Origin of the sequence: Nostoc sp., assembly GCF_036917155.1 — a bacterium.
Lineage (GTDB): Bacteria > Cyanobacteriota > Cyanobacteriia > Cyanobacteriales > Nostocaceae > Nostoc.
Map to the genome: position 1 here is coordinate 18,554 of NZ_JBALDZ010000064.1, position 18,716 is coordinate 37,269.

Below are 18,716 nucleotides of genomic sequence, written 5' to 3' on the forward strand. Positions count from 1 at the left end.
CATCTCAATCTAGAAATAAATAATACTTTTTTTTATTTTCTCAGATAATTTTATGTAGTACGTTCAGATGCTAAATACAAAAAAAATATCCGGTTTTGGGAAAATCTTTTGGTAAGATATTGTATTTTGAACCTTCACTTATCAGCATTTTCCTAACTGTATTTTAACATGGAACTACTGCGCCTGTACGATTTTTTACCTTCTGGCAATGGTTATAAGATACGTCTTTTATTGACACAACTAGGTATGCCTTTTGAGAGGATAGAGCTTAATATCTTGAAAGGTGATACTCGCACACCAGAATTTTTAAGTAAAAATCCCAATGGGAAGATACCTGTTTTAGAAATCGAGCCAGGGAAATATTTGGCAGAATCAAATGCCATATTGGTGTATCTGAGTGAAGGCACAGAATTTTTACCTTATGACCGCTTTTTACGAGCGCAAGTGCTGCAATGGTTATGTTTTGAACAATATAGTCATGAGCCTTTTATTGCTACATCAAGATTTTGGATTTCTATCTTAGGTAAAACTGAAGAATATAGTGAAGCTATCAAGCAAAAACGTGAACCAGGCTATATAGCACTTAACCTGATGGACAAACACTTAACTTCTCACACTTTTTTTGTAGGAGAGCGCTACACAATTGCTGATATTGCCTTATTCGCTTACACTCATGTAGCTGATGAAGGTGGGTTTGATTTGACACAATTTCCTGCTATTAAAGCTTGGATAGAAAGAGTCAAAGCTCAACCAAGGTATACAAGTATTACACAAGCATAAAAATTCGGTTTTGCAAGTTTTTGTCTCTGGTTTCTTGGCTCTAGCAGAGGATTTACTGGGTGAGATATAGCCTAGGGTGTTGATTTTGTACATTTTCAGGGGTTAAAAATTCATGCACAATCCTTTCCAATCCTTGCTGAGTAAAATTTGCAGTGGGAAAAGTTTATTGATTGGATTAGCACTGCTAACCTTTGTATTTGTGGCTTGCACTTCTGGGAATCAAATAGCTTCAAAAGTTCCAGAAAAAGTAACACTTGCCTATCAACCAGGAATCAACTATGCAAATTTACTAATTGTCAAACAGCAGCAAATTTTAGAACAGCAATTTCCACAGACAAAGTTTGAATGGAAAGAATTATCGAATGGTGCAGCGATTCGGGATGGAATTCTTGCAAATCAACTACAAGTTGGTGCAGGTGGCGTTGGGCCGTTTCTTGTTGGTTGGGATAAAGGTGTAGGATGGAAAATTTTAGCTTCACTTAATCATAGTGAGTTTTGGTTAGTCGTCAAGAACTCGAACATAAAAAGTTTAAAAGATTTTAAGCCAGGAATGAAAATTGGCTTACCATCTCCTGATTCTCTTCAAGCAATTGTACTACGTCGCGCAGCGCAAAAAGAATTAGGTAATGTTACAGCCCTTGATCAGAATATACAATCTATCGCTCACCCGTTAGGGTTTCAATCTCTATTGAATGGTCAAATTGATGCACACTTTACAACACCACCTTTCCAATTTCAAGAAGTTGAAAAAGGTGGTAGAGTGATTCTCAAGAGTTCTGATATTTTTGGTAAGATTAGTGCTGCCAGCATCTTTACTACGGAGAAATTCTACAATCAATATCCTGAATTTGGGAAAGCTTTGTACACTGCGATCGCAGATGCTACTAAACTCTTGAATGAAAAACCTGATGAAGCGGCAAAAATTATCTCACAGATAGATGGTGCTAAAATCTCAGCAGAGCAATATAAAAAGTGGATTACCGATCAGGCTGTAGAATACGGTCTTGAGCCAAGAGCCTTCCTGAAATATGGAGAATTTATGCATGAAATAGGTATGCTAAATCAGCAGCCTAAATCAATTGATGAATTAATTTTACCGACGCTTAAAGGCGTTGGAGGAGATTGAATTCATGGCGAAATTAGAACCGTTAATTATAGCAAACAGTGTTCAAATTATCTATAAGGAAGGTAGGCATCGGTTTACAGCTGTAGAAGATGTTAGCTTTGCTGTGAAACCAAAAGAAAAGTTTGTAATTATTGGCCCATCGGGTTGTGGAAAGAGTAGCCTGCTAAAAGCGATCGCAGGTTTTCAGCCCATCAGCAGCGGCGAATTGTTGATGAGAGGCAAAAAAATCACTTCTCCAGGGCCAGATAGGATGGTTGTTTTTCAAGATTTTGAGCAACTCTTGTCTTGGCAAACTGTACGGCAAAACATCGTTTACGCCCTCAATATTACAGGTAAAGCAACTAGCAAAGCCGTTAATGAAGAGGCTTTACACTATCTCAATTTAGTTGGAGTCTCAGCAGCCGTAGATAAATATCCTCATCAACTATCGGGAGGGATGAAACAACGGGTAGCGATCGCCCGTGCTTTGGCTGTGAAACCGCAAATTCTGCTCATGGATGAGCCTTTTGCTGCCCTAGATGCCCTGACACGTACTCAACTCCAGTACGAAGTCAACTCTATTTGGCAAAACACAGGCGTTACGATTATTTTAATTACCCATTCCATACAAGAAGCTCTGTACTTGGGACATCAAGTTTTAGTGATGACGCCAGTACCTGGAACTGTGAAAGAAATTGTCGATACAACGCAGATTGACGATATTAACAGCAAAGAGTTCGCCAATATGGCCGCCCATCTACGTAGTTTACTGGGTACTGATTCCCGTAGTGATACCAAATCGGTAAAGGAAGTATTGTTTCAGGAGTAATATCATGTCCGGTTAAAGACTTACAGCAGATTGCACGTTAGTGAAGTACAAAAATACCCCCCGACTCAATACTGCGTAGGTTTTGGAATTTCTTGGTTGAGGCAAGCTGTTCAATAGCCGGGGGAGAAATGGAGGCTGGCGTTGAGTTTTGCTTCCCCTGCTTCCCCTGCTTATCCGAGCAGTATTGCCCCCCGATTTCGGCGCAGCAAGTCTCTTAGGAATGGCGCTCCGGGACTGGGGACTGGGGACTGGGGACTGGGGACTGGGGACTAGGAAGAGTTTTCTTCTCCTGCGTAAGCATAGCTCACCGGAGGCATCGCTGCGCGAACAAAACTTGGGTAGTGGTCTGAATCCCCGAACAATTTTCCCAGTCCCTAATCCCCAGTCCCCAGCCCCTTCATAAAACTGCTTAAACTCTCTAAAGTACTATTGAGAACAACACGATCAAGTGAGTAGTATCTTGCTTGCCCTTTTTTATAGTTCTTCGCCAAACCTGCTTCCGTCAAAACTTTCAAGTGGTGACAAGAAAGAGACAAGCTAATTTCCAACTGCTCGGCAATTTCTGAACAGCTAATTTCGTCAGTACTCAACAGTAAATCTACTAATCGCAGGCGTGTTGGATCTGAAAGAGCCGTGAAGATTTTCGCACGGTTTTCGTAATTTCTTTTCTCAATCATCCCCATATCATAGCAAGCTCTGGCATTTTACTCAAATATTCAAACAATCATTTGACCATTTTGCGAAAATTCTGTTATGCTGACTACTACAATGGTTAAATAAGTATTTAACTATAATTATCTAGTACTGAAGATTCCTGACGAGATCGACGTTAACAAATATCAACTGCTACTGTAAGTTTGCTGACGTCGTTAGATGTAATTGCGATCAATGGCTGAGTATTGAGTGTAATTACACTCCAACTCTACAGGATCTTATCTGTCTGAACTTCTTGAACAAGGATGTAAGCAATGAGCAGAGACAATCGTTTTTTCTCTGACCTGAAACACGTTGAGGCAGAACTCAACTACCTCACCCCGATGGCAGAAAAGCTTGTCAACTATGCCTACGAACCCCCAGCAGGGGTTCCGCGCTCCAACGGAAAGTATGAGACACACAAAGTTCCAATCCGTAATGCACGGGAAATTTCAGATAAAGTATCCTTAGAGCGCCAAGGCTTCGACTTTACCGCACATAAAAGTAAAGTCAGTGATTTCTATGATGAAGATGAGATCCGCAGCGTTTATTATCCTGAAGCCAAGCAATTATTGAAAGAGGTGACAGGTGCAACGGAAGTATTGATATTCGATCACACTCTTCGTAACGCTCAAATTTCGCAGCCAGGCGAGAACGAAATTAGGGAACCAGTCAAGCGCGTGCATAATGACTTTACAGCCAAATCTGGCTATACTCGCGCCCGCAAGGTATTGACAGAGCAGGGAATAGATAACATCGATCAAGCGCTGCAAAAAAGGTTTGCACTGATTAACATTTGGCGACCGATCGCACCAGTCCAGGAGTCACCATTGGCAGTTTGCGACGCTCTGAGTATTGCACCTACAGACCTGGTGGCGGGTGATCTCTTGTATCCCAATTACGCTGGCGAAACTTACTCAATCACCTATAACCCATCACATCAATGGTTTTATTTCCCGCAGATGCAGCAAGACGAAGCGCTATTTATTAAGTGCTTTGACTCCGCAGAAGATGGACGGGCTAGGTTTGCCGGTCATACTGGCTTTGATGACCCCACTAGCCCATCGGATGCTCCACCTCGTCAGAGTATTGAGTTAAGGACGGTAGTTTTCTACCGCTTCTAAAAATCTGGGTAAACCTGATTTAACTCTGCGGTGTAAGTTTAAAACGTCCTTTCCTAGGGCTTACGCTTCCTGATTACCCTCCTTTGCCTTGAAAAAAAGGCGGGCTTTTCAGCCCACCCCACCCCACAGTATTTTGAGAATATTCTGTTGCGATTAACCCAACAATGCCTTAGCTTTAGCTAACACATTATCAACTGTGAAACCAAATTTCTCTAGGAGAACATTACCAGGAGCGGAAGCACCAAAGCGATCAATACTAACAGTATCGCCTTCAGTACCAACGTACTTGTGCCAACCGAAACTGCTAGCAGCTTCTACAGACAAACGCTTGGTGACAGCTTTCGGCAGAACTGACTCTTTATAAGCTGCATCCTGTGCGTCAAACAAATCCCATGCGGGTAGTGAGACAACACGGACTTTCTTGCCTTCAGCTTTGAGTTTTTCGGCTGCGGTAACGGCGAGGCTCAATTCGGAACCAGTGCCAATTAGGATGATATCAGGTGTACCTTCGCTATCTACCACGGTGTATCCACCCTTGGCCACACCCTCAACCGATGTGCCTGCTAAATTGGGGACATTCTGACGAGTGAGCGCCAATAGGGTAGGTGCATTTTGGCTTGCCCTTTCAATTGCTATTTTGTAAGCCCCAGAGCTTTCGTTTCCGTCTGCGGGACGAATTACTGTCAGGTTAGGAATAGCACGCAGGGAGGCGATGGTTTCAATTGGTTGGTGTGTGGGGCCGTCTTCACCTTGTCCAATTGAGTCGTGGGTTGTTACCCAAATCACGCCAGCGCGGGAGAGGGCAGATAAGCGGATAGCAGCACGCTGGTAGTCGGTGAAGATTAAAAAGGTAGCTGCATAGGGAATCAATCCCGAACCATGTAGCGCTATGCCATTAGCGATCGCGCCCATACCATGTTCCCGAACACCAAAGTGGATGTTGCGGTTTTGATATTGTCCTTTTTGGAAGTCACCGATACCTTTGAGTTCCGTTAAGTTGGAGTGGGTTAAGTCAGCCGATCCACCAATTAGCCCAGGGACAACAGCCGCTAGTTTGTTCAGAGAAATTTCTGAGTGCTTACGGGTGGGTACTCCCTTGTCTTCGGGGGTGTAAGTTGGGAGTACTTTATCCCAACCGTCGGCTAGTTTGCCACTAATGTAATTTTCAAATTCAGCTGCTTCTTGGGCATACTTGGCTTTGTAGTCGGCGTATGTTTTATTCCACTCAGTTTCGTAAGTAGCACCGCGCTCAACTGCTTTGCGGAAGTGATTCAGGGCTGCTTCTGGAACTTCAAAAGGCTCATATTCCCAACCCAAATTTTTCCGAGTTAAGGCAACTTCGTCTGTGCCAAGGGCTGCACCGTGAACACCGGCAGTGTTTGCTTTATTGGGGGAACCGAAACCGATGGTAGTTGTCACCTTAATCAAAGTTGGCTTATCAGTGACAGCTTTTGCTTCAGCGATCGCTTTTTCAATTCCGGCTAAATCGGTATTACCATCCTTGACATGGAGGACGTGCCAGCCATAAGCTTCAAAGCGCTTGGAAACATCTTCGGTGAATGCTACATCTGTAGAACCATCGATCGAGATGTGGTTGTCGTCGTACAGAGCAATTAGTTTACCTAATCCCAAGTGTCCCGCAAAAGAAGCAGCTTCACCGGAAACGCCTTCCATATTACAACCATCACCCACGATTACGTAAGTGTAGTGGTCAACGATTTTAGCATCGGGTTTGTTGAACTTAGCAGCCAGGTGAGCTTCGGCGATCGCTAAACCGACTGCATTGGCAATTCCCTGACCCAAGGGACCAGTCGTGACTTCCACACCTTCTGTTTCAAAGTTTTCTGGGTGTCCGGGAGTTCTAGAACCCCATTGACGGAATTGCTTAATATCTTCAATGCTTACACTGTCGTAGCCTGTCAAGTAGAGCAGGGCATATTGTAACATTGAGCCATGACCGGCAGACAAGACAAAGCGATCGCGGTTAAACCATTTGGGATTCTTGGGATTAAAGCGTAAAAAGCGATCCCAAAGTACAAAAGCAAAGGGAGCCGCGCCCATTGGTAGTCCTGGGTGTCCCGATTTTGCCTTTTCTACGGCATCAATCGCCAAGAAGCGGATCGAGTTAATAGCCAGTTCTTCGACGGACAATTCTTTGAAGGATTGGGTTGCAACAGTCATAATCTCTTGTTTTTAGCGACGGGTTAGCACTCTTCGTAGATTCTTTTGCTGGGGTAATTTTAGATTCCCCACAGTATCCTCATCATCCCATTCCCGCTTGTGGATGGACAAGCGGGATCTCCTGAGTTTCTGGTGATAAATCAAGCTGATAATTGGGTCATGCTGAACGCTTACTTTATATCGGAATGATATTTCTGATACTTTGGGTATCGGGCATTGGGCATTGGGCAAACGAGCAGAGTCGGATCAAACTCCTGTCTCCTGCCTCCTGCCTTCTTTTAGACGTATTTCTTAAAAGCCAATGTGACATTATGACCGCCAAACCCGAAAGAATTGGATATTGCTACCTCAACTTTTTGAGCGCGGCTAGAGTGAGGTACGTAATCTAAATCACACTCTGGATCAGGATTTTCTAGATTGATTGTTGGGGGAATTTGGTCGTTAGCGATCGCCAGTACTGTTGCCACTGCTTCAATCCCGCCAGAACCGCCTAATAAATGACCTGTCATCGACTTGGTGGAGCTAATTGCCACCTTATAAGCATGTTCTCCCAAGGCTTTTTTGATTGCTGAGGTTTCAGTTGAATCATTAGCTGGGGTGCTAGTGCCGTGGGCGTTAATATAGCTAATTTGTTCGGGAGTTATGCCGGCATCCTTGAGGGCTAGTTCGATGGCTCTAGCGGCTCCGAGTCCACCAGGTACAGGGGAGGTGATATGGTAGGCGTCACAGGTCATACCATAGCCGATCATTTCGGCATAAATGTGAGCGCCGCGACTGATGGCGTGTTGCAGTTCTTCTAGAATTAAAATTCCGGAACCTTCACCCAAAACAAATCCGTTGCGATCGCGGTCAAAGGGACGGCAAGCATGGGCTGGATCATCATTGCTAAAAGAGAGTGCCTTGCAGGCGGCGAACCCAGCTATCGACAATGGTGTGACAGCTGCCTCTGTTCCCCCGCAAATCATCGCCTGGGCATATCCCCCTTGAATTAAGCGAAAAGCATCTCCAATGGCGTTGGAGCCAGCAGCGCAGGCAGTTACGGGGCAGGAGTTTGGCCCTTTCGCACCCGTGTGAATTGCCGTTAATCCTGCGGCCATATTGGCGATCATCATTGGGATCATGAATGGACTACAGCGATCGGGGCCACGGTTGAGGTAGATAGTTTGCTGGTCTTCTAATACCTTAATGCCACCAACACCAGAACCGATCATGACACCGACCTGTTCTGCATTCAGGTCATTGATCACTAACTCCGCGTTAGATAGAGCCTGTTGTGCTGCCGCAACCCCAAATTGGGAAAACCGATCCATACGCTTGGCTTCTTTACGCTCCAAGTAATCGTGTGGATCGAAGTTTTTCACCTCACCAGCAATCCGGCAATCATGGCGAGACGCATCAAATAATGTGATGTAGTCAATGCCATTGCGTCCACTTAATAATCCATTCCAATATTCTGTTGCTGTGTTACCTATAGGTGTAATCGCGCCAACACCAGTTACAACAACGCGTTTACGTGTATGATCTGTCATGATTCAGTTAAAAATGGCGAAAAAGCAGCAGGCAAAAAATTCGAGGCTAGCGACTAGGTACTGGTGAGCCAGCACGGTCTTAAAGGTTTCCTTTATGAACGACTGGCGTCGGATTTCCAGACTTAGAGCGACTGGCGTTAGCTACGTTAAGAGCGTTACCCAAAGGTGACTAGGTACGGGGAAAAATCTTCCCAATCCCCAATCCCCAATCCCCAATCCCTAATCCCTAATCCCCAATTAAGCTGATGCGGTAACTTTGTTATTGATGTAATCTACTGCGTCTTGAACCGATGTAATCTGCTCGGCAGCTTCGTCGGGAATTTCGATTTCAAATTCTTCTTCCAAAGCCATCACCAACTCAACAATATCCAGGGAATCTGCTCCCAGGTCTTCCATAAACTTGGCTTGTGGTGTGACTTTATCAGGGGGTTCAACACTCAATTGTTCGACGACGATTTTCTTGACCTTTTCAAAAAGTTCCACTTGGCTCATAAATAAAAGTCCTTAACCACTTGCTACGATCTACTCTTTAGAGGAGATATTGTTTTTAGCATATACATCTTATCGTCAAGCGCGATCGCCCGTATACTGTCAAGAGTTTTTCTGTGAGAAAACCTCTGCCATTCCTAAAATAAATGGGGTAAGCTTTCTGGAAAAATTCGGTAGTGGAGCGGGCTACACCATCGCCGATACTGTGTAAACACTTTGTTTTTCCAATTATTGCTAAAAATTTTTACAATGTCTCGATCGGTATTTACAGCCTTGCTAGCAATCAGAATATGGCGATGCCACAGCTTTTAACCTAGACGGTTAAAGTGTTGCTAAACGTCAAACATCAAAATTTTAGTGCTAATAAGGGATGATAAAACAGTTATCGTTTAAAGCGATCGCTCTAACCCAAGCATACTTCTATGGTATCTCAGACACTCAAATACGCTTACTTCCCTGGTTGTGTTGCCCAAGGGGCCTGTCGGGAACTTTACCAGTCAACTCAAGCGCTGACCCAAGTACTGGGTATTGAACTGGTTGAACTTAAAAAAGCTGCTTGCTGCGGTTCTGGCACATTTAAAGAAGATTCCCAACTGCTAGAAGATACAGTCAACGCCAGAAATATCGCTTTAGCAGAAGAATTAAATCTGCCCTTACTTACCCATTGCAGCACTTGTCAAGGTGTCATCGGTCATGTCAACGAACACCTCAAAGAATGTAAGACTTCTAACCCTGTCTACATTGAACAGGTTAATGGCTTGCTGCATAAAGAAGGCTGTTCGCCTTATCGTGGTAGTACTGACGTTAAACATCTTCTTTACGCCTTAGTAACAGATTACGGTTTAGAGGAAATTACCAAACGTGTCACCCAGAAGTTAACTGGATTAAAATGTGCGGCTTTTTATGGCTGTTATCTCCTCCGCGCCCAAAAATCTATGCCTGATGATGACCCCTTTCAACCGGAAGCAATGGAAAATGTATTTCGGGCGGTGGGTGCAACGCCTATTTATTACCGAGGTCGGACACAATGTTGTGGTTGGCCGCTTTCTAGTTATGCCACTACCCAATCTTTCAAAATGGCGGGGATGCATATTCAGGACGCCTTAACATCTGGTGCAGATTGTATAGTTACACCTTGTCCTTTATGCCACTTAAATTTAGATTCGCGTCAGCCAGATGTAGAAAAGGTGATAGAACAGAAGTTAGGTTTACCAGTGTTGCATTTACCCCAGTTGATTGCTTTGGCACTTGGGGTTAGTCCAAAAAAATTGGGTTTAGAACGTCACGTTGTTTCCACAAAGCCAGTGTTGGAAAAATTAGGGTTTTAGTTTATCTAAATAGAATAGACATCTTCGAAAAAGAATCTAGAGACGTAGCACTGCTACGTCTCTACAAGGACTCTGGATAACGCATATTTAATTTCTGGAGATGTCTAATTCAGGATTAAAAGGGAACAGGGAACGGGCAACAGGGAACAGGGAAATCCCCATAATTAAAATTAGGGGATTTGTACAAGGACGTATTTTTTCTTGCGCTACGCGTCCCCTTAAAAAATGTTTTTATTTCTTTCATAAATAAATTTAGGGGCTTGTACCCTAAATCTTCGGGGCTAATTCTTGCACTGTTCCCTGTTTCCTCTTCCCTGTTCCCGCCCCGAAGGGGCTTGGTCAGAATGAATTCTGACTCCTGACCAAAAAAGCAAGTATTCAGACACGACGTTTGAATAAGCGGCATTTTTGCACCCCCACTAAATCTTTGATTTAGTGGTCAACAAGACAGTGGCAGGTCTAGTTACTCACTACGGATCAGATAAAATTGATTCGGATTTAATCTCCGTTTATTTAAAAGACAATATGTTTGCCAGAATTCGCCAAATTTTGAGTCAAATTTTTAGTAAATCAAGGACAATCAATAACGAACCCCTGAATAAAGTCAGTTTGGTTGTCATTATTATAATTGATATTTTTATCTTGATTAATGTTTTTACAGGACTCGATGATATTAGCAGATGGCATATCAGTCCAACGGGAGCTTATCCATGTTATTCCGAGTGGCAAAATTATCAGACAAAAACCACTAAAGATAAAGACTATGACATTGTTAGACTTTCATTGCCATATAACCCGAACAATCAACTCAGCTTTCAGCGAAACTATCAGCAAGCTGAAGTAGGACATTTAGGTAAGGTTTCTAAAACTTGCCTGCAATATGCAGACTACAAAGATAAACTTAACAATCCTGAAAAGCAGCAAATTATCAAAACTATTGATCAGAAACAAGCAAAAATTAGTAGACTTGAACAAACCAATAGCACTATTAAATCCCAATATGACTCAACGTTATTAGAAAAAATTGCAGGTCAGGGTCGTGAACAATCAATTAATCGAGTCAGTGCTGAAAAAGCTAAACAGACATTAGAAGAAAATAATCGCCAAATCTCTACCCTGAAACCAGAAATTTCTACTTTTAAAAATGAACTGCTTACCAAACCAGAAAGTATTAGTTTTCTAGCCTTTATTAAAGATACTAATCAATTCCGGGAAGTTGAAAAAGGCTATCAGCAGGCATCATTTTGGTATCCAAGTATCCAGCTTGTTTTTCAGTCTCTTTTTCTTCTACCACTGATTCTCATTGCCTTATCAGTTCACAATTGTGCCCAAAGAAGAAGATATGGGCTTGTCTCGCTAATTAGCTGGCATTTGCTAGTTATCTTTTTTATCCCACTAATTGTTAAAATATTTGAATTTCTCCAAATAGGTGCAATATTTAAATTTTTCTTTGAGATAATTAGCGCCCTTTTTGGTGGCTTACTTTTCCTGCTCAATTATATTTATATCTTACTGATTCCAATTATTGGTTTTGGAATTATCCAGTTTTTTCAAAAATTTGTCTTCAATGCCAAAGTCCAAGCAGCTAGCAGAGTTCAAAAATCCCGCTGCGTCAATTGCGCCAAGAAAATTCGACATCTTGATACTTACTGTCCGCACTGCGGTTATTATCAGTACGTTGAATGCCAAAACTGTCATAATCTTACTTATAAGCATTTGTCGTACTGTAAACATTGTGGAACTGCTCAAAATTCCAGTAATTTGTAATCAGTGAAGTCGTTGATTAGTCTTTTTAATTTAGATATGGAAAAAGTGAAAACAGCTAACCAAGAGAGTCAGTCGCCGCTTGATTTTCTCAAAAACTTGTTAATTGCTCGTTGGCGATCGCTCTTACTGCTGTTGATAGGAGTATATTTACCTTTGCAGGTATTTGAAATCCTGACAGTGAAGATATGGGAGAATCAAGCAGGCTTACCGTGGGATGTGCCTATTTTGTTAACAGTCCATTCTACAGCTAACCCACAGTTAGATGTTTTAGCTGTCACCCTCGCTATAATTGGGTTGCCTTGGACGGCGATACCGATTTTAGGTGCGATCGCAATTATCTTACTACTTCAAAAACGCTGGCGATCGCTAGCTTATTTACTCACCGCCTCATTGGGAAGTGTGATCATCAACCGCACAGCGAAGCAATTAATGCATCGAGTACGTCCACAATTGTGGGAGTCTATTGCACCTGAGTCTAGTTTTGCATTTCCCAGTGGTCATGCCATGACGAGTATAACTCTGGTAGCAATTTTGCTATTTTTAACTTGGGCTAGTTCCTGGCGCTGGTTGGTTCTCATATTCGGCAGCTTATATGTCATCGCTATTGCGTGGTGTCGTCTTTATCTGGGAGTTCATTTTCCTAGTGACATTCTCGCAGGTTGGATGGTTGCATTAGGTTGGACAATTGGCGTCAGTCTAATTATCAAACCCCATAGTACTAAAGCTCAATCTGTAGATGGCGAACGCGCTGAGGATGAAACTACCTTACTCCCGGAAGAAAGAAAGTTGATAACTGAGGAGTAACATTTAAGATTTAATTGGGGTCTGAATCCCTATCTAAATCTCCCCTATTTTAATCCTGTTGATGGGCAAATTTATAACCACCCCACAGGGAAAGAGCGATCGCAACCACCAGCAAAATCGGTATGCTGTACCAAGGAAATTGGGACAAGGGTAAACTAAGACTTTGAAAGCCGTTGGTAATGTCGCTGGGTCAAAGAAGGTCGCTCCTAAGAATGACATGGGGATAATGATAAAGTGGAGATATTAAGCCTGATGCCGCAATTGGTTAAGATTCTCACACGTAAATCTAACCAATCTCCCCAAAAAATAGTCAGACTATCAGCTAGGAAGATTTGCAATTGCGAAGTTTTGAACCTCTTGCCCGAAGATAGCGTTCTTTGAGATATCACGTGCTTTCAATTACTTATCAAAATTTTATTAAGTATTAATTTACATTGTTTTACACATCAATTACAAGGGGTAATAAAAATATCTCATCTTAAAAATTTAAAATTAACAACAAAATCTAGATGTTTTAAGCATTATTACTACATTAATTGTGAAAATTCAGTTAACTGTATCTGATAAAAATGAAAAATATGGTATAATTCACAAATAAATTGTTTACAAGTGATTAATCAAGTCAAGCAGCGCAAAGGTCATAACTAATAACAATTCGTTAACGATAAAATAAACAAAGATACTCATTAATTATTCCGGATAGAAACAACAACCGACTAGTACGACTTGGCTTAAGAGGATGTTTGAAAAGTATTAGGCGACTGGAAGTCGCTAATATACAAAACCTAGTCCACCTCCGTGGACTAAGAGAAAATCAAGAGTTTTTAACCCACGGAGGTGGGTTTGGTTTGTGTAGCCGCGACTTCCAGTCGCCCGATGAATAATAAATTAGACTTTTCAAACAACCTTAAAATTCTGTCCAGATATCTAGATAACTTCCTATTCCTCGGATTTAACAAGAATATTGCACAGAAAGTTACAGGCAATTAAAGTCAAGAATAGGCATACTGAAAGAGGGAGAAAACTTTAGACAACTCCCTGCCAAATCGGCGTGAAGGTGATTAAGCAACAATGAGACGTAAATCTACTGGTAGATCGGCTACTACTTCTAAACCCTCTGTTTTCCAATCCCCTCTATTTAACTTCACCACCATCGCAATTATGGGAGGGGTGTTGATTTTGGGAATTGGGATTGGCATTGCTTTTAGTTCTACAACCACGTTGGCTCCATCAAATGTAGCTTCCCGTGAATTCATTGATCTCAAAGCACCAAACCCAGAAATTTGTGTGCAGTATGGAGCTAGCGCTATGGTGACGGACGCTAGATTGTTCATTACTCTCAACCCCTTTAATGTTTATGTTTCCCAACCGAGTATGCGTCCTGGATGTGTAATTCGACAAAATGACTGGGCAATTTTAGAGCAACGTAAGCTGGTGACATCCGAGCAGGTAAGAGATTGCAAAAATCGCCTGAACACCTTTGGTTTTACAGGGAACTTGGACGGTGAGAAACCTGATATTAGATGCATATATCAGAATGAAGCCGCTCAAAACTTCTTCACTGCTCAACCAGGAGCAGTTGGAACACCTCAGCAAACGGACAGATTTTAAAATTGGGCATTGGGCATGGGGCATTGGTCATTAATTATTCTCCCCTGCTCCCTCATCCCCCTCATCCCCCTCATCCCCCTCATCTCTCTCATCCCCCCATTCCCTATCTCCTTTTAGGAAGAGGTTGACCAAACTCAATGATCTGGGGATCGGGAGCATTGGGGATTGTTGGAACTGGAAATTCAGATATCCCGACAGGGGGAATATTATTCAAATTATTGGGCTGATTTGGGAAAGAAGGCGGGGGAAGAGTTAAAGCAGGTTGTTGAGAGGATGTATTCGGAGTTAGGGGGGGTACGGTGACAAAAGGCTGCCCTGAGTTGGTAATAATTGCTGAGGGTAGTTCATTGGATGGAGGCGGAACTGTAAGTAAGGGCGGTTGTTGATTCGTAGTGGTTACGGGTAAGTTACTCGGCGGCTGTGACTTATAGGGTGTTTGAGGTTGTTTCTTGGGTGAAGGTGAGGAGTTTCCTGCTTTCACGGCAGTAGTTTTACCAGAAATAACCGGACGTAACACCCAACGAGTGGAGTTTTTGCGGGAAACGGGTTGCAGTTGTATCTGTTTGGGATTAAAAATAGTCCCTGGTGCTAAATCTAAGACAATGCGTGTGTCGTTTGCGTTCAGTTGAGAAACGCGAATGCTTTTAATTGCTCCAGAATAATTTTGCAGCGTGGTAACTTTGCCCAACTTAGTATTCGGTAAATCTACAACCAGACGCGAGGGTTTGGCCAGGTAGAAATAACGGGGGGTTGTGCCTGCTGAGAGAGTGATTTCAAGTTGCTGTGTCTTGGGAGAAAAACGCCAATTATCTAGCTTGGCCCCTGGTGTAGCAGCAGTGGTGCAAGTTTCGAGGGCGATCGCTGCGTAAAAGCCTAATATACTGATGCTAAATAGCTGCTTGCCCCATTGGCAAAATTGCCTAGTCTTTAGTCCCTGATCCATTCTTTTTATTTGCTCCATAAAACCCATACAATGCGCTCACATTGCCGTTTACTTCGCGCTGCCAATCGCGTCTCTACCCACTCCCTAATTCAACATGTCGCGCCAGGATTCCCCGACTTCGGCGCAGCAAGTCTTTTAGGAGGCGCTCTGGGACTGGGGACTGGGGACTGGGGACTGGGGACTAGGAAGAGTTTTCTTCTCATAAGCTGTCGTGCATTTAAATTGTATAATTTTGGGTCTAAAACCCTTCCATAGCCTAGAGGCAGCTAAAAAACTAGATGCGTGGCAGCTTACGAGACGCTGCGCGAACAAAACTTGGGTAGTTATCTGAATCCCCGAACAATTTTCCCAGTCCCCAGTCCCTAATCCCCAGTCCCTAATCCCCAGTCCCTAATCCCCAGTCCCTAATCCCCAGTCCCTAATCCCCAGTCCCTAATCCCCAGTCCCTAATCCCCAGTCCCTTTTTCAATTAACTTTTTGGGGCACAGCGGTAAATTTCAGCGTTTGGGGAATGCCCTGTACGGATAATTGACCTGTAATATTACCTTTATCCACAAGTTGCATTTGAATTGTCACTGAGTTTAGAGGATCATTTTGGGGGCGAGGAATATTACAAAGGATTGAACTACCAACTTTCCCAGATAAATTTAACTGTTGATTTCTAAAGATGCCTGCCAGAGAGTGCTTTTCGTCAGTGTCGGCCTTAGCGTTTGCCGGTAATACAGAGGCATTTAAGTAAATACCCGACTGTTCAATGTTTAACGTCAGGGTATCCGATTTTTCACAATTCGGCAAATTCTCCGCTAGGGTTAGACGATATCGGCCGTTAACTGGAGGAGGAGCCTTGAGATTGTTTTCTCCGTAAACACTGACAGTTTTAAACAACAGTAGCACTGACATGATTGCGACTCCGTAAAAAGCCAAAGATTTGAAGTTGAAATGATTCATGCTCTTAATTTTTCAGTGTTGGCTCTTGACTGCTAATGTCAGGAAGCATGGAAGCTAGATGAGCGGTGACTTGACTGTAGCGACGGGTAATCAGCAGAGAGGAGCAACATTGGATGGCTAGTTGATCTGTATATCTTCCCAAGGTTTGACGTTCGATACCCCAAGTGCGGCTAGTGCCAGCAATTGTCAAGTCTACGTTTTTTGAGGCTTCGACTACTGTTTGGATTGCCTCTGGAGCTTGGACAATTTTGATTTCTATGCGATCGCGTACACTACTCGGTAATTGCTCCATCATTATGTCCAACTCGTAATTCAATTCATCTTTGAGGCGGTTTTCTGGTAATACATGTAAAATCTGCAACGTACAAGTTTCATGATTGATTAGCAGTCTGAGGGCTAGAATCAGGGCTAAATCATCATGAATATTTGCAGAATAAGGTACTAATAAGCTTTCTAAGCGATCGCTTCCCCGGTCTAAAAATACTGCTACATCTACTGGTGCAGTGCTGAGAAGTTGACCGACTCTTCCACCTAAACGATTGCTACTAAAAGCTGGGCGATGCCATCCGACCAGAATTAAATCAACTTGCTCTAGTGCGGCTATCTGTGCGGTTTCCCGTGCGACATTGCTAGATATGCGAACGATGGGATGCACATGAGAGCGTGTTTCTAGCGGTTCGAGAGTATTAATCAATTCTTCTAGCTGCTGGCGGCGCTGGGCAATTAATCGGTCTGCTTCAACTGGTGTACTTTCAAAGGCATAATCTTCTTCAAATTCAATCAGGCTAAGAGGATTAACCACGGCGGGATGTCGGGAGTTGAGAGCAATGCTGACTGCCAACTGTACCAAGCCTTTTTGGGTACTCGGATTAGCTACGGGCACCAAAATTCGGTAGGGACGAATGTAAGTGTCGGCATCAGTAGCGCTTGTAGCTGTTTCTGCTTCTAACACTGGTTCTATTACATCTAACCTGATCAGCTTCTTCGGATATGTCCATTCCAGCAGTGGCGAGGTCATGAATGTAGTTACCAATGCCATAATTACCAGCATGGTAAATATTAAGGGGGAAATTACCCCTAACTCTAAACCAATGTTTAGCACTATTAGTTCGGTCAAGCCGCGAGTATTCATTAACCAACCCAGTGCCGAGGCTTCCCGTTTATTAATGCCACTGACACGGGCCGCTACATAAGTACCAATATACTTGCCTGCGATCGCCACTCCTAAAACCAACGCACACAAAAGCCACAATTCGGGACGGTTGAGCAAGCCAATCTCTGTCCGTAAACCACTGTAGGCGAAAAATATTGGTAGCAAGAAAATCAGGACAAAATCTTCCGTTTTTACTGCCAATTCCCGCACTAAATCTTCATTTTTGGGCATGGCTGCTCCCAGTAAAAATGCCCCAAAAATTAAGTGAATCCCAATTAGTTCGGTGATTAATGCCGACGCAACCACACCCATATAAATCCCAGCTAGCAATAATTGGCTGAGTCGTCCCGCACGGAGGTAGTGTTTGGCAAGGCGTTGCAGGAACCAACGTCCCACTGTCAACATCAAGCCGATGTAGACTATACTGGCAATAATTGTGGGTATAGCACCAGCAAAGTCGCCAGTCCGAGCAACTGCGATCGCTACTGCTAACAAACACCAAGCTGTCACATCATCCACTGCTGCACAAGTTAACGCCAACGTTCCTAAACGCGTTCCTTGTAAATTGTTTTCAGTAATGATTCGCGCCAACACTGGAAAAGCAGTAATCGACATCGCCGCCCCTAAAAACAAAGCAAAGGCGGTAAAAGATACACTTGCATTGGAAACTAGGGGATAAAGTAGCACCGCTAGCAATGTTCCCAGAGAAAACGGCATTAAAATGCTGACATGAGAAGTTAAAACCGCTACTTCTAATTGTCCGGCGAGGTATTTGGGATTTAGTTCTAGCCCAATCAAAAACATGAAAAATATTAGTCCCACCTGAGACAAAACATTGAGAAAAGGAAAAGTTTCTGGTGGAAACAAGGTAACTGCTAGATGGGGAGCAACTAAACCAAATAAAGATGGGCCGAGCATAATTCCGGCGACAATTTCACCAATTACCAGCGGTTGCTTAATAGAACGGAATCCTAGACCTACTAGGCGTGAAAGTCCAATAACAATCAGCACCTCAACCAGAACGAGAACAACTACGTGCATGGTTTCCTCACAATTAACTATCTGGTTTCCCTAAGATAATTCTTTAAAAGACTGGAAAATGTCAAGCTTGTTAGATACAACCAAGAGTAATTTGTGCTTCGTGGTTATATGAATTATTGTTACGATACAGTTGCAGCCGTGAAATATGAATTCTGATGATTTTAGGAACTACATCTAAAATAACTTCCAAATTAACGATAGCAATAAAATTAGCGTTATATGGTAATACTATTTAATTTGCTCTCCACCGCGAGGCTCATATCCCCGACTTCTTCAAGAAATCGGGAATCTTTTTGTTCTTAAAAGGGAACAGGGAACGGGCAACAGGCAACAGGGAAATCCCCATAATTAAAATCAGGGGATTTGTACAAGGACACATTGAAACATCGTG

General features: G+C 43.0%; 16 protein-coding genes. 9 read left to right on the top strand and 7 right to left on the bottom strand.

Annotated elements, in window-relative coordinates:
- Window positions 1-168 precede the first annotated feature (168 nt).
- The 3 genes from V7K67_RS09590 (at window position 169) to V7K67_RS09600 (ending at window position 2,714) form a co-directional block, all read left to right on the top strand.
- Window positions 169-780 carry a glutathione S-transferase family protein gene (locus tag V7K67_RS09590; protein WP_334730617.1) on the top strand — a complete coding sequence of 204 codons (612 nt, stop codon included), beginning with the start codon at window positions 169-171 and terminating at the stop codon, window positions 778-780.
- A gap of 112 nt (window positions 781-892) precedes the next feature.
- Complete coding sequence (locus V7K67_RS09595) at window positions 893-1,906, top strand: ABC transporter substrate-binding protein (RefSeq protein ID WP_335166278.1); 1,014 nt, start codon at window positions 893-895, stop codon at window positions 1,904-1,906.
- Window positions 1,907-1,910: 4 nt separating this feature from the next.
- Window positions 1,911-2,714 carry an ABC transporter ATP-binding protein gene (locus tag V7K67_RS09600; RefSeq protein WP_334730615.1) on the top strand — a complete coding sequence of 268 codons (804 nt, stop codon included), beginning with the start codon at window positions 1,911-1,913 and terminating at the stop codon, window positions 2,712-2,714.
- A gap of 374 nt (window positions 2,715-3,088) precedes the next feature.
- Here V7K67_RS09600 and V7K67_RS09605 read toward each other — a convergent pair whose 3' ends face one another.
- The gene (locus V7K67_RS09605; protein ID WP_334730614.1) at window positions 3,089-3,397 is read right to left on the bottom strand and encodes an ArsR/SmtB family transcription factor; all 309 of its coding nucleotides are present in this window, start codon (window positions 3,395-3,397) and stop codon (window positions 3,089-3,091) included.
- A 285-nt stretch (window positions 3,398-3,682) separates the two neighbouring features.
- Between V7K67_RS09605 and V7K67_RS09610 the strand changes: the two genes are divergently transcribed.
- Entirely contained in the window at window positions 3,683-4,531 is an 849-nt protein-coding gene (locus V7K67_RS09610) for a CmcJ/NvfI family oxidoreductase (protein ID WP_334730613.1), read from the top strand.
- 153 nt (window positions 4,532-4,684) lie between these two features.
- On the opposite strand, the gene tkt is transcribed toward V7K67_RS09610, so the two are convergent.
- The 3 genes from tkt to acpP form a co-directional block, all read right to left on the bottom strand.
- Complete coding sequence (tkt, locus tag V7K67_RS09615; protein WP_334730612.1) at window positions 4,685-6,712, bottom strand: transketolase; 2,028 nt, start codon at window positions 6,710-6,712, stop codon at window positions 4,685-4,687.
- A gap of 278 nt (window positions 6,713-6,990) precedes the next feature.
- The gene (gene fabF / locus V7K67_RS09620) at window positions 6,991-8,241 is read right to left on the bottom strand and encodes a beta-ketoacyl-ACP synthase II (protein ID WP_334730611.1); all 1,251 of its coding nucleotides are present in this window, start codon (window positions 8,239-8,241) and stop codon (window positions 6,991-6,993) included.
- Window positions 8,242-8,478: 237 nt separating this feature from the next.
- Window positions 8,479-8,733: an acyl carrier protein gene (gene acpP, locus V7K67_RS09625; protein WP_292849994.1), complete on the bottom strand. Its 255-nt coding sequence runs from the start codon at window positions 8,731-8,733 to the stop codon at window positions 8,479-8,481.
- Window positions 8,734-8,782: 49 nt separating this feature from the next.
- Here acpP and V7K67_RS09630 point away from each other — a divergent pair, with 49 nt between their 5' ends.
- From V7K67_RS09630 to V7K67_RS09655, 5 genes are all read left to right on the top strand, one after another.
- Window positions 8,783-8,941, top strand: coding sequence for a hypothetical protein (locus tag V7K67_RS09630; protein WP_334730610.1), 159 nt, complete (start codon window positions 8,783-8,785; stop codon window positions 8,939-8,941).
- A gap of 211 nt (window positions 8,942-9,152) precedes the next feature.
- Complete coding sequence (locus tag V7K67_RS09635) at window positions 9,153-10,058, top strand: CoB--CoM heterodisulfide reductase iron-sulfur subunit B family protein (RefSeq protein WP_334709277.1); 906 nt, start codon at window positions 9,153-9,155, stop codon at window positions 10,056-10,058.
- A 525-nt stretch (window positions 10,059-10,583) separates the two neighbouring features.
- Window positions 10,584-11,825 (top strand): hypothetical protein, encoded by a 1,242-nt coding sequence (locus V7K67_RS09640; RefSeq protein WP_335166282.1) that lies wholly within the window; start codon window positions 10,584-10,586, stop codon window positions 11,823-11,825.
- A 36-nt stretch (window positions 11,826-11,861) separates the two neighbouring features.
- Entirely contained in the window at window positions 11,862-12,629 is a 768-nt protein-coding gene (locus tag V7K67_RS09645) for a phosphatase PAP2 family protein (protein ID WP_335166284.1), read from the top strand.
- Window positions 12,630-13,700: 1,071 nt separating this feature from the next.
- On the top strand, window positions 13,701-14,240 hold the full coding sequence (locus V7K67_RS09655; protein ID WP_335166286.1) for a DUF3172 domain-containing protein: 540 nt from the start codon (window positions 13,701-13,703) through the stop codon (window positions 14,238-14,240).
- 103 nt (window positions 14,241-14,343) lie between these two features.
- Here the strand turns inward: V7K67_RS09655 and V7K67_RS09660 are convergent, their stop codons facing one another.
- The 3 genes from V7K67_RS09660 to V7K67_RS09670 form a co-directional block, all read right to left on the bottom strand.
- Window positions 14,344-15,183 (bottom strand): AMIN domain-containing protein, encoded by an 840-nt coding sequence (locus V7K67_RS09660; RefSeq protein ID WP_335166288.1) that lies wholly within the window; start codon window positions 15,181-15,183, stop codon window positions 14,344-14,346.
- A 465-nt stretch (window positions 15,184-15,648) separates the two neighbouring features.
- Entirely contained in the window at window positions 15,649-16,131 is a 483-nt protein-coding gene (locus V7K67_RS09665) for a hypothetical protein (protein ID WP_335166290.1), read from the bottom strand.
- A 4-nt stretch (window positions 16,132-16,135) separates the two neighbouring features.
- Window positions 16,136-18,325 carry a cation:proton antiporter gene (locus tag V7K67_RS09670; protein ID WP_335166291.1) on the bottom strand — a complete coding sequence of 730 codons (2,190 nt, stop codon included), beginning with the start codon at window positions 18,323-18,325 and terminating at the stop codon, window positions 16,136-16,138.
- Window positions 18,326-18,716: the final 391 nt, after the last annotated feature.